This window comes from Phaeobacter inhibens DSM 16374 (genome assembly GCF_000473105.1).
Lineage (GTDB): Bacteria > Pseudomonadota > Alphaproteobacteria > Rhodobacterales > Rhodobacteraceae > Phaeobacter > Phaeobacter inhibens.
Map to the genome: position 1 here is coordinate 2,220,640 of NZ_KI421498.1, position 12,270 is coordinate 2,232,909.

A 12,270-nucleotide genomic window follows, 5' to 3' on the forward strand; every position below is an offset into this window, starting at 1 on the left:
CACCCCATGACCACCGAAGTTCGCGTGCCCACCCTGGGCGAATCCGTGACCGAAGCCACCGTCGCCACCTGGTTCAAAAAGCCGGGTGACGCGGTCGCCGCAGATGAAATGCTCTGCGAGCTGGAAACCGACAAAGTCACCGTTGAAGTCCCGGCCCCTGCCGCCGGCACCCTGGGTGAGATCGTCGCCGCCGAGGGCGAAACCGTCGGCGTCGATGCGCTGCTTGCCACGATCGCAGAAGGCGGTTCTGACACAGCGGCAGCCCCTGCAACATCCGCACCAGCCGCCACGAAGGACGCAGCAGAAGGTGATGCAGGCGCCGCAACCGACGTGATGGTGCCAACGCTTGGCGAGTCCGTGAGCGAGGCCACTGTTTCCACCTGGTTCAAGAAGGTCGGCGACAGTGTCGCGCAGGACGAAATGCTCTGCGAGCTGGAAACTGATAAGGTCTCGGTTGAAGTCCCAGCCCCGACTGCCGGTATCCTGACCGAAATCACAGCTGAAGAAGGCAGCACCGTCGATGCGACGGCCAAACTCGGCGTGATCTCAAGTGGCGAGGCAGGCGCCGTAACGCCCACGCCCACCAAAGGCGAAACCGCAGATGGTGCGCAATATACCACGCCCCCCGCAGGCCAGGGCGGTCCGGCCAAGGATATCGCCAATGCGCCTTCCGCCGAAAAGGCGATGGCTGAGGCTGGCCTCTCCGCAGATCAGGTGGAAGGCAGTGGTCGCGATGGCCGCATCATGAAAGATGACGTCGCCCGCGCTGTGGCGGCTGCCGCAGCTGCTCCGGCGACCAGCACATCGACCCCAGCAGCGGCCACACCTGTGCGCGCGCCCGTTGCTGCAGACGACGCCGCCCGCGAAGAGCGCGTGAAAATGACCCGCCTGCGGCAGACCATCGCCAAGCGTCTGAAAGACAGTCAGAACACCGCAGCCATGCTCACCACCTACAACGAGGTCGATATGAGCGAGGTGATGGCCCTGCGCAACGAGTACAAGGATCTGTTCCTGAAAAAGCACGGCGTGAAACTGGGCTTCATGTCCTTCTTCACCAAGGCCTGCTGCCACGCCTTGAACGAGGTGCCCGAGGTCAACGCGGAGATCGACGGCACCGACATCGTGTACAAGAACTTCGTCCACATGGGTATCGCGGCAGGCACGCCCACGGGCCTGGTTGTTCCGGTGATCCGAGACGCAGATGCGATGTCTTTTGCCGACATTGAAAAGGCGATCGCCGAGAAAGGCGCCCGCGCCCGCGACGGCAAACTGTCGATGGCAGAGATGCAGGGCGGCACTTTCACCATCTCCAACGGTGGCGTCTACGGCTCGCTGATGTCTTCGCCGATCCTGAACCCGCCGCAGTCCGGCATCCTCGGCATGCACAAGATCCAGGACCGCCCGATGGCCATCAATGGCAAGGTGGAGATCCGCCCGATGATGTATCTGGCGCTGTCCTACGACCACCGCATCGTCGACGGCAAAGGTGCCGTGACCTTCCTCGTGCGCGTCAAAGAAGCACTGGAAGATCCCCGCCGGTTGTTGATGGATCTGTAAGACCAAGCGGTTCGCCTGACGCCTCAGGCGAACCGCCATCTTTTGCGACGTGTTTCGCAAGGGCACCTAATTGGCAAAATTTGTTTTGATCAAAATGACCCCAGAACTCACCGCCCTCACCCTCGCCGCCCTGCTGCAAGCGCTTCAGTTCTGCGCATATGCCATCACGGCAAACCGCCAGCTGGACCCGAAAATAGCACTCGGCCCACGCGACACACCGGTCACTCTGACAGGCACGGCCGGACGCTTCAAACGCGCGATGGAAAACCATTTCGAAGGTTTGATCCTCTTTACTATCGCTTGCGGCGTGGTGGTGATCAGCGATCAATCCACCGGTTTCACTGCGGGCTGTGCATGGGTCTACCTCTGCGCCCGGGTGCTCTACGTGCCGGCCTACGTATTGGGCTGGACCCCAGGCCGCTCGATCATCTGGTTTGTTGGCTTTTTTGCCACGGTCTTTATGTTGACCGCAGCGCTGGTATGAGCCGTCATCTTTCCTCAAATACTCCGGGGGAGGCCCGCATGGGCCGGGGGCAGCGCCCCCTCCCCGTCAACCCTGAAGGAGCACATCAATATGGCATCCTATGACGTGATCGTAATTGGCGCCGGCCCCGGTGGCTATGTCTGCGCCATCCGCTGCGCCCAGCTGGGCCTCAAGACCGCAGTGGTCGAGGGCCGCGATACCCTCGGCGGCACCTGCCTCAACGTCGGCTGCATCCCCTCAAAGGCACTACTGCACTCGACCCATTTGCTACATGAAGCTGAACATAACTTCGCCCACATGGGTCTGAAGGGCAAAAGCCCCTCGGTCGACTGGTCCCAGATGAAATCCTACAAGGAAGAAGTCATCGGCCAGAACACCGGCGGTATCGAATTTCTGTTCAAGAAAAACAAGATTGACTGGATCAAGGGTTGGGCCTCCCTTTCGGAAGCCGGCAAGGTCAAGGTGGGTGACGACACCCATGAGGCCAAGAACATCGTCATTGCCTCCGGCTCGGTGCCTTCCTCGCTGCCAGGCGTTGAGGTCGATAACGACAAAGGGATCGTAGTGGACAGCACCGGCGCGCTGGACCTGCCCAAGATCCCAAAGAAAATGGTCGTAATCGGTGCCGGCGTCATCGGGCTGGAACTGGGGTCGGTCTATGCACGTCTGGGATCTGACGTGACCGTGGTTGAATATATGGACGCCGTTTGCCCCGGCATGGACAAAGATGTTCAGCGCAGCTTCAAGCGGATCCTGGAAAAGCAGGGTCTGAACTTCATCATGGGGGCTGCGGTACAGGAGGTTGAAACCTCCAAGACCAAAGCAAAGGTGAAGTACCAGCCGAAAAAAGGCGGCGATGACGAAGTGATCGATGCCGATGTGGTGTTGGTCGCCACCGGTCGCAAGCCCTACGCTGAGGGGCTGGGCCTTGATGCTCTGGGTGTCAAGATGACCGAGCGCGGCCAGATCGCAACCGACGCCCATTGGGCCACCAATGTCAAAGGCGTCTATGCTATCGGTGACGTCATCGAAGGTCCTATGCTGGCCCATAAGGCCGAAGACGAAGGCATGGCCGTTGCCGAGGTGATTGCGGGCAAACATGGCCACGTTAACTACGGCGTGATTCCCGGCGTGGTCTACACCACACCCGAGGTGGCCACCGTGGGACAGACCGAAGATGCGTTGAAGGCCGAAGGTCGCAAGATCAAGACCGGCAAGTTCATGTTCATGGGCAACGCGCGCGCCAAGGCCGTGCATCAGGCCGAAGGTGGCTTTGTGAAACTCATCGCGGATAAGGAAACCGACCGTATACTGGGCGCGGCCATCATCGGTCCCGGCGCTGGCGATCTGATCCATGAAATCTGTGTCGCAATGGAATTCGGCGCCTCTGCCGAGGATCTGGCCCTCACCTGCCATGCGCATCCGACCTACTCCGAAGCCGTCCGCGAGGCGGCACTGGCCTGCGGCGACGGTCCGATCCACAGCTGATCATGGATTTGCCTACAGGAAACGGGGTACTTTCTGCCGCCACCTCCTGCTAGATACAGACCCAACACCAAAGCGGTCCACTCATGGTGGGCCGCTTTCTCATGAACCGGAGCCCCTGCCATGACCGTCAGCCTACAAGTGATCTACCCTGCACCCGAAGACGCGACGTTTGACTACGACTACTATGAAAAAACCCATCTTCCCCTGCTGGAAGAGCACTGGGGCGATATGATGGACACGGTAGAGGCCTCACGCGGGATCGCCAGCGGGCCGGACGTGCCGCCTGCCTTTTTGCTGATCGCGACAATTACCTTCCCGGATATGGAAACGCTCGACACGGCGATGGCGGAGAAAGGCGGGCCGATAATTGATGATGTGGCAAACTTTACCAACATCCGCCCGCAGATCCTTATTGGACAGGTCCTGATGAGCTGATCGGAAACACCTCGCGCCTTAACGGTCGATGTCCTGATGACAGGACAGGGCGCCGGTTTGCCTCCCGACGCCTTGGCTTTACCACATGGTCTTGGCGGCGCGCGGTGCCCAGGCTTCGTCGTAGGCCTTCCCGCCCTCTACTCCGGCGGTCTGCTCGGCAAGGATCTCCCCCATAGTCGGCAGATCCGCGCTTTCATCCTCTGCGGCCCAGGTACGCGCACGCATCAGCGCGCGAGCGCATTGGCTGTAGATCTCGTTGATTTCAATAACAATGACGGTGCGGGGCTGTTTGCCGCTCTTGTCAAACTTGGCGCGCAGATCGGCGTCCGCCGTCACCCGGGCTTCACCGTTCACGCGCACCACGTTGTTCGATCCCGGCACCAGAAACATCAACGAGACACGCGGGTCCCGCACGATATTGCGCAGGCTGTCGATCCGGTTGTTGCCCCGCCAGTCCGGCAGGGCCAGCCTGCCCGGATCCAATTCCAGAACCACCGGACCATCATCGCCACGCGGGCTGTCATCGGTGCCTTCCGGCCCAACCGTGGCCAACATGCATAGCCGCGACGCCATAATCCACTTGCGATAAAGCGGCGTCATCTGCCGTGCCACCTTACGCAGAGAGGGCGCACCGGGTGTGCCGTAATGCGCCTCAAGCGCCTCAACCCTGGTGAGAAACTCCATCGATATTATACCCCGCTTCCTGCATCAACTTGTTTGAGTGTGTCTCCACTTCGCGCTCCAGCGTGGCCATGAAGGCATCACGGTCCAGTCCCGGTGCGATCGCAGGCAGGAATTCCACCACGCCCAACCCCGGTTTGCGCATGATACCGGTGCGCGGCCAGAACAAACCCACATTGGTTGCTGCCGGTACGCAAGGCTGCTCCAGCGCTGCATAAAGAACCCCGGTACCGATCTTATAGGGCCGGTCCGCACCGGGTGCGACACGGGTGCCTTGCGGATAGATCACCAGCTGGCCGGGGTCCGCGAACTCTGCCGCGACGTCCTTGACCATGCGGGCAATGGCATTGCCCTTCTTACCGCGGTTGACCGGCACGCACCCCAAACGCTTGGCATAGATGCCTATGATCGGTGTCCACAGCAACTCGCGTTTCATGATGAACTTGGCTGAAGGGGTGGCGTGAAAGATGATCAGAATATCCAGAAAACTCTGATGCTTCGCTGCGATGATCACCTCCTCAGTCGGCACCGGACCTCGCACCTCGGTACGCAGGCCCAGCATCCAGCGGGCGCACCATAACACATAGCCGGCATAGCTGCGACAGGCCACACGGGCACCGCGTGGCGACACCAGAGCCCAAGGTGCAAAAACCAGGCCAAAGATCAGCATCATCACATAGATCTGAACCATAAACACGGCCGAGAGCAGCCATCGAAATGCAGTTTTCACGCCAAATCTCCAAGACGTTTGTTGGCTGCGCGGGTCGTTGCGGCAAAGGCAACGAGCGCACCAAGCAAAGGAATGCACAACGGCAGGAGCCAGCTCCAGCCCTGAAAGCCGAGACCGGTCAGAAACCCGCCCTCGCGAGAGGCTTCGGGCATCAGCCAGACCCCCAACATGCCAAGCCCCATGCCAACCCCCGCCCCGAACAGAGCGCGTAGGGTAAAGCGCCGGATAAAGGCCTGTGCGATGTAGGTGTCTAATGCACCAACAAGGCGCAGAACCTCAATCACCTGGGCGTTGGCCGCAAGAGCCGCATTGGCCGCGAGGGTGATCATCGCCGCCGTCGCTCCGCCGATGAGCAGAATAGACACCCATGCCAGACGACGCAGCGCTTGCGCCGCATCCACCAAAGGTGCGCGCCAACGGGTATGATCATCCAGAACGGCACCTGGCACCTCAGCCTGCAGCCGCAGTCGCAGCCCCGCATCATCGTAACCCGGATCACCTTCGATCACCTCAATCAGCTGCGGTATCGGCAGTGTATCCAGCGGCAGCTTGGTCCCGAACCACGGCGTCAGCAGCGCAGCCTGCTCTTCGCGGCTGAGCGCGCGGGCCGAGGCGACACCCGGTGTCTGCTCCAGAATGGTCATCGCCACCTCGGTCTGAGCCACGCGTTGCTCGGCGGGCGCGTTGATCCGCAGCGTCGCAGCGCGGGCCAATTCCTCTGCCCAGCGATCCGCCAACCGGCCTGAGGCCAGCGACAAGGCCAGCGCAAAAACCGCGAGAAACGCCATCGCCCCCGACACAAATAACGTCAGCTGGGCCGTAAATCCGCTTGGCGGAACCACGCGGTCAGCCTGAGCATCTCCGACAATCACATCGCGCATCCGGCCTAGGTTCATAGATCTGCCCCCGCCTGCTGAAGCTGCCGGTTGGAAATCCGCAGTACTCGCGCCTGCACCTGTTTCTTGGCCGCCCGGATCAGCGACAGATCATGGGTGGCCACCAGTACCGTCTTGCCCATATGGTTCAGCTCTACCAGCAATTGCAGCAGTCGCTGCGACATTTCCCAGTCCACATTGCCAGTTGGTTCATCCGCGATGATCACTTCCGGTGACAGGATGACCGATCTGGCCAGCGCTGCGCGCTGCCGCTCCCCCCCGGACAGCTCCGGCGGCGTTGCATGCGCCCGCTCCGACAGGCCGACCCAATTCAGCAATTCTCTCAGATTGGCCTCTTCCTGATCAATGTCACGCCCGGACACCGTCAGCGGCAAGGCGATGTTTTCGATTACTGGCAGGTGGTCCAGAAACCGACAATCCTGATGGACCACACCAATACGCCGCCTCAGATAAGCCATCTGATCACGGTCCAAGCCATTAATATCCATATTGAAAGCTCGTGCTCGACCAGACGTTGGCGTCAATGCGCCGTAGCAGAGTTTCAACAGGGTCGTTTTCCCTGCCCCGGATGGACCGGTCAGAAAATGGAACGACCCCGGCGCCAGCTGTACTGACACCTCGCTCAGCAGTTCGCCGCCACCGTAATTGTACCCCACATTGTCCAGCTCGATCACGGCGGTCCCCTTTTGGTCACCGGTGTTTTGCCCGACTGTGCGGCCAGTTTCAATGGTCCGCGCTGTTGCCGCGCTGCGCCCTCTGGAAACAGTCCATGCCCGTCGACGCGATTGGCCCTTTCGTGGAAAGGCGGAACTGCCTATGATTATTCAACAATCACACGCCGACAGCCGCCCGGATCCCCCCCGGAGCCACCCCAGGTCCCAAGGAGTGACCCATGCGACTGACATGTCCGAACTGTGCAGCCCAGTATGAGGTGCCGGATGATGTAATCCCTGATGAGGGCCGCGACGTGCAATGTTCCAATTGCGGGCAGACGTGGTTTCAGGCTGGCCGTGCGCTTGACGCAGATGATGCAGAGCGCGCGCCAATCACAGACCCAGAGCTCGCCGATCTGCCACCGGACGCTGTTGAACCCGCGCCCCATGCTCCAGATCAGGATCCGCTGACAGATGATGCAGGCGATGATATCGCCGAAGAGGCCGATCTGCCACCCGATGAGGAGGCGCCTGAAGATCAGGCCTCCGAAGAGGATACAACTGAGGAACCGGCCCCTGACGTCGCGGCCACTGCGCGCGGTCTGGACCCGGCAATCAGCGATATCCTACGCGAAGAGGCTGAGCGTGAAGCCAGCCTGCGTGCCGCCGAAAACAGCACACTGCAAACCCAGACCGATCTGGGGCTTGATTCACTGCCTGAGGAAGAATCAGCCCGACGCGCCCGCGAGGCGCGCGAGCAAATGGCCCGGATGCGCGGTGAGGATCCGCAGCAGCTTGCGACCGCTGAGACGGAATCCCGCCGTGGACTGCTGCCCAATATTGATGAGATCAATTCCACGCTGCGCTCGGGTGAGGGCGCCGCAGCACCAATTGCGCCCCCCATGGATGCGGCACCTCCCAAGAAAAAGCGCAACTTTACCCGCGGCTTTGCCTTTGCCCTGCTGATCGCTCTGGCCCTTGCTATGGCTTATGACAATGCTCCGCTGATCGCACAGAAGCTGCCACAGGCTGATCCCTATCTCAGCACTTATGTCGCCAAGGTGGATGCCGCGCGGTTGTGGCTGGATACGCAGGTGCGCGCCTTTACCGTGCAGCAATAGCGCCGTTGCCGTTTTGCTCAAGCCTAGAAAACGCCCAAACGTAGCGGCTCCACCGACGCTGTCAGAACCGGTCGAGTAACCGCTCAAGGTAGCTGCGTTCGGTTTCGCTACGGCTACGCTCACCGGCCCGGCGGCGGATTTCTTCCAGCAGGTCCCAAGCCCGGCGATAGGCCTGACCCTCGCTGAACTGCCCGTCCGAGACACCGCCGTCGCCCTGCTCACCATTGCGTCGGCCCAGCGGGTCCATGCGATTGCCCTGCGCCGAGGTACTGGCGCGCCCCTGCCCCTGCTGCTGTCCGGGCTGTTGCTGTTCTGCCATCGCTTCGCCAAGTGCCCGCATACCTTCGCGCAGCGCCTCCATAGCGTCGGACTGGCGGTCTATGGCCTCTGCCAGGTCTCCCTGTCGCAGCGCCTCCTCAGCACCGTCCATGGCGCGCCCGGCATCATCCAATGCATCTCGCGTCGCCTGATCACCCTCGCCATTGCCCAATGGCAGACCCTCGCGCTGTGCGCGCAGCTGATCCCTGAGGGCTTGCTGGCGATCCGCGAGGGAACTACCAAGTCCGCGACCGCCACCCGGCTGGGTCGCGTCGTCGCCACCCTGACCTCCTTCGGCATCCGGTGCGCGTTGCCCCTGACCACCTTGGCCAGGTTGCCTCTCTCCGCCAGGATTGCCAGCACCCGGCCGGTCGCCCTGACCGCCTTGATTGCCCTGCCCGCCCTCGTGGGACTGTCCACGGCCCAGACCGCCATTGCGTCCTTCGTTGCCGTCACTTTCGCCACGACGGGCACCGGGGTTGAACTGCTCTTGCAAGTCGCGGAAGGCCTGATCCGACAAGCCCTGCTGTTCGCGCAGGGTATCGGCCAGCCCATCCATGCTTTGCTCACCGGGCGAACCATCCTGCCCCTGCTGCCCCTCGGTCACGCGCATGTTTTCCATCATCTGCTGAAACTCGCGCAGCGCCTGTTCAGCCTCGGCCATGCGGCCCTGTTCCATCAGTTCCTGAATGCGATCCATCATCGCCTGCAAGTCCTGCTGGGTCAGCTGCATAGCGTTCTCATCCGGGGCGCCCTGCTGCTCTCCCTGATTACCCTGCTCCTGTGCCTGACGCTGTAACTGGCGCAGATAGTCCTGCGTCGCATCGCGCAGCTGCTGCATCAGGCGGGCAATCTCTTCCTCGCTGGCGCCATCACGCATCGCCTGGCTGAGCTGCTCCTGCGCGCGCTCCATTCGTGCCAAGGCATCCCCGACATCCCCCTCCTCAAGCTGAATGGCCAGATCCCAGAGCGCGTCAGCGAGGTCGTCCTGCTGGTCCGGACCCAAAGTGCCCGCCGTGCTATGCTGCTCAAGACGTCGCAAAATTGTACGCAGGCGCAGGTAGTCACCGTGGTCGCGAAACACCTCCGCCGGGTAGGTCGACAGGGTACGCAGGATCTGGGCCACCCTTGGCGCATTGGCGCGCGCCCAGAGGAGGTCGCGCCGCTGCTCGGCCACTGCAGCGGCCATAGGATCAAAGAAACGACGGGTCACAAGCGGCGCGTTCAGCGGCTCGGCATGAGCCTCCTGACCAGCGGCATCCTGTGCAAGCATCCGGTAGGTGACCGGCATATTCGCCCAAGGATGCTTGGCAAAGGTCTCAATCATCTGTTCATCAAACGCACGGCGATCGCCGCTTAGTGGCAGCGGCAGATCCAGTACAATCGGGTCACGCGCATCCGGCGTCACCGCCAATCCGTGACGACGATCCAGCGCCTCCATATCCAGCGCAATCTCCACCTGCCCGCCAGCAACGCCGTAGTCATCACTCGCGGTATATGCCAGCGATGTAGTGTCATCGGATTCAAGCGTCGGGTCGCCGATAATGCCAACGCTCGGAGGCCGGTCCTTTAGCAGCGTAACATCCCAACTGCGTCCGCCTGCACCATTGATCGCAAGCGTGCCGTCACGGGTAATGTCAAAACTCTGTTCTGCGGCAGCGGCAGACGGCAGGTCGCCGACACGTCCGGAGATGGTCTCGTCCAGCGTCAGATCGCCGACCTCGCCATAAAATCGCAGGGTTAGGCGGCTGTTCTCCGGCAAGCTCAGCGCAGTCTCAGTCTGATCATTGAGATAGAGCACCGGAAGGCCAGTGTAGCGTGGCGGTTCGATCCAGCCTTCCCACGTCGGCCCCGTGGCAGCCGCAACCGCGCCGGGGGTCATCTCACCAAGGGTGCCAACCCGCCAGATGGAGCCGAACAACAACGCCACCGCCAGCGCCAACATCGCCAGATATCGCAACGCAAACGGGTCCGCACGTGCAACGGAGAGATTGGGTTTCGGAGCTTTGGCCGCCGCGGCGCGGGCCTGCATCCGTTGTTGATGGGCCTGCCAGAGCGCTTGCGAGGCAGGGTCATCAGATCCAATGGCTTGCGCGTCAAGAACTGCCGCAATCGGATGTCCGGGGACCGTCGCATCCAATCGCGCAAGAGCGTCCGACAGGCGGGGGCGTGTGAACCGCCAGCCCCCAAAACCAAGCGCTGCCACAGCAGCCAGGACGAGTACAACCGCGCCGACCCAGACCAGCTCCACCGGCAGCTGTTCATGGAGGCCAAGCATCATCGCGGCAAGCGCCAGCATCACCAGCGACAACAGGGGCCAATAGGCGCGCACCAGACGTTCAGACAGCAGACCGAGCCATGTCAGTCGCAGGGGCCAGCGCAACCGTGCCAACCGCGGATCTGAGAACTGCAAACCTGATGACGCAGAAACTGGCACCGCGTCGCTGCCGCCTGCCCCCCATGGCAGCCCTACATCTGCCTTACCGCGTCCCGGAGAGCCGGGCGCGGCGGCAGGTATATCGTCAGCCTTGCGGCGGAACTTGGGGGTGTTCACCATGCGGGCGGCGCCTCCGATCAGCCCTGCGCCGCGCCAGATGCCGCGAAACCCGTCAGAGCCACTCAGGGATGGTATCGCGGTTTATCATTTCGTCAAAGTCCGGACGTCGGCGGATAACCGCGAATTGATCCCCGTTCACCAGGACTTCGGGGATGAGCGGGCGCGAATTATATTCGCTGGCCATCACCGCCCCATAAGCCCCTGCACTGCGGAAGGCGACCAGATCCCCAGCCTCAAGTGGCGGCATATCGCGGTGGCGGGCGAAAGTATCGCCGGTTTCGCAGACCGGGCCGACAATATCATAAGCACGCTGCTCGACCCCGGCACTCGGTTCGATGACCGGTACGATATCATGGTATGCCTCGTACATTGCGGGGCGGATCAGATCATTCATCGCACCGTCAATGATCAGGAAATCCCTGTCTTCACCGGATTTCACATAGATCACCTTGCTCACCATGATCCCCGCGTTGCCCGCAATCAGGCGCCCCGGTTCAATCTCGATCTCACACCCAAGGTGGCCCAGTGTGCGCTGCACCATGGCACCATATTCCACCGGCAGCGGCGGTGTATCGTTGGAGCGGGTGTAGGGAATGCCCAAGCCACCGCCGAGATCCAGCCGATGAATGTCATGCCCGTCAGCGCGCAACTGTTCGGTCAACTCCGCAACCTTCTGATACGCCAGTTCAAACGGCGCCAACTCGGTCAGCTGGGAACCGATATGAACATCGATGCCAATCACCTTCAGCCCCGGCAGGCTGGCGGCCCGGGCATAGACTTCCCGCGCGCGGGCAATTGGAATGCCGAATTTGTTCTCGGACTTGCCGGTGGCGATCTTTGCGTGGGTTTTGGCGTCCACGTCGGGGTTCACACGCACGGTGATGGGCGCAACCACGCCCAGCTCCAGCGCCACGGCGTTGATCACATCCATTTCCGGCTCGGACTCAACGTTGAACTGGCGGATGCCTCCGCTAAGTGCGGTGCGGATTTCATCCTGCGTCTTACCAACGCCCGAGAACACGATCCTGTCACCCGGAACCCCGGCAGCCTTGGCGCGCAGATATTCACCCTGGCTCACCACGTCCATTCCGGCTCCGGCCTGTGCCAGCGTTTTCAGGATCGCCTGATTGCTGGCCGCCTTCATCGCGTAGCAGACCAGATGATCCATCCCCTTCAGTGCGTCGTCAAAAAGGTTGAAATGGCGCAGCAGCGTTGCGGTGGAGTACAGATAGAACGGGGTGCCCACAGTGGCTGCGATCTCGGCCACCGGCACATCTTCGGCGTAAAGCGCGCCGTCACGATAGAGAAAATGATCCATAGGTCGCGCTTAGACCAGAACCGGGGCGCGGA

The 12,270-nt window shown here is 61.6% G+C and carries 11 protein-coding genes; 5 read left to right on the forward strand and 6 right to left on the reverse strand.

All coding sequences use genetic code 11. From position 1 onward, the window contains the following. The first annotated feature begins 6 nt into the window (after nt 1–6). The 4 genes from odhB to INHI_RS0114415 all read left to right on the forward strand — a co-directional run bounded on the left by odhB (nt 7) and on the right by INHI_RS0114415 (nt 3,964). On the forward strand, nt 7–1,557 hold the full coding sequence (gene odhB / locus INHI_RS0114400) for a 2-oxoglutarate dehydrogenase complex dihydrolipoyllysine-residue succinyltransferase (protein ID WP_027248091.1): 1,551 nt from the start codon (nt 7–9) through the stop codon (nt 1,555–1,557). A 94-nt stretch (nt 1,558–1,651) separates the two neighbouring features. Further along, entirely contained in the window at nt 1,652–2,041 is a 390-nt protein-coding gene (locus tag INHI_RS0114405) for an MAPEG family protein (protein WP_027248092.1), read from the forward strand. A 90-nt stretch (nt 2,042–2,131) separates the two neighbouring features. Then, nucleotides 2,132–3,529, forward strand: a complete 1,398-nt coding sequence (gene lpdA / locus INHI_RS0114410) for a dihydrolipoyl dehydrogenase (RefSeq protein WP_027248093.1) — start codon at nt 2,132–2,134, stop codon at nt 3,527–3,529. 120 nt (nt 3,530–3,649) lie between these two features. Continuing rightward, complete coding sequence (locus INHI_RS0114415) at nt 3,650–3,964, forward strand: EthD family reductase (RefSeq protein WP_027248094.1); 315 nt, start codon at nt 3,650–3,652, stop codon at nt 3,962–3,964. Between the two features lie 78 nt (nt 3,965–4,042). On the opposite strand, the gene INHI_RS0114420 is transcribed toward INHI_RS0114415, so the two are convergent. Genes INHI_RS0114420 through INHI_RS0114435 form a run of 4 tightly spaced genes read right to left on the reverse strand, consistent with a single transcriptional unit; the run spans nt 4,043 to nt 6,945 of the window. Beyond that, nucleotides 4,043–4,648: a pyridoxamine 5'-phosphate oxidase family protein gene (locus tag INHI_RS0114420; RefSeq protein WP_027248095.1), complete on the reverse strand. Its 606-nt coding sequence runs from the start codon at nt 4,646–4,648 to the stop codon at nt 4,043–4,045. Continuing rightward, nucleotides 4,626–5,375: a lysophospholipid acyltransferase family protein gene (locus INHI_RS0114425; protein WP_027248096.1), complete on the reverse strand. Its 750-nt coding sequence runs from the start codon at nt 5,373–5,375 to the stop codon at nt 4,626–4,628. Before INHI_RS0114425 ends, INHI_RS0114420 begins: the two co-directional genes overlap by 23 nt. Beyond that, complete coding sequence (locus INHI_RS0114430; protein WP_014879043.1) at nt 5,372–6,271, reverse strand: cell division protein FtsX; 900 nt, start codon at nt 6,269–6,271, stop codon at nt 5,372–5,374. The genes INHI_RS0114425 and INHI_RS0114430 overlap by 4 nt, the downstream gene beginning before the upstream one ends. Beyond that, the gene (locus INHI_RS0114435; protein WP_014873455.1) at nt 6,268–6,945 is read right to left on the reverse strand and encodes a cell division ATP-binding protein FtsE; all 678 of its coding nucleotides are present in this window, start codon (nt 6,943–6,945) and stop codon (nt 6,268–6,270) included. The genes INHI_RS0114430 and INHI_RS0114435 overlap by 4 nt, the downstream gene beginning before the upstream one ends. Nucleotides 6,946–7,163: 218 nt before the next feature. On the opposite strand from INHI_RS0114435, the gene INHI_RS0114440 reads away from it, so the two are divergent. Beyond that, on the forward strand, nt 7,164–8,045 hold the full coding sequence (locus INHI_RS0114440; protein WP_027248097.1) for a zinc-ribbon domain-containing protein: 882 nt from the start codon (nt 7,164–7,166) through the stop codon (nt 8,043–8,045). A 61-nt stretch (nt 8,046–8,106) separates the two neighbouring features. Here INHI_RS0114440 and INHI_RS0114445 read toward each other — a convergent pair whose 3' ends face one another. Beyond that, nucleotides 8,107–10,920: a DUF4175 domain-containing protein gene (locus INHI_RS0114445; RefSeq protein WP_027248098.1), complete on the reverse strand. Its 2,814-nt coding sequence runs from the start codon at nt 10,918–10,920 to the stop codon at nt 8,107–8,109. 52 nt (nt 10,921–10,972) lie between these two features. Further along, nucleotides 10,973–12,238 (reverse strand): diaminopimelate decarboxylase, encoded by a 1,266-nt coding sequence (gene lysA / locus INHI_RS0114450; RefSeq protein ID WP_014879040.1) that lies wholly within the window; start codon nt 12,236–12,238, stop codon nt 10,973–10,975. Nucleotides 12,239–12,270 lie beyond the last annotated feature (32 nt).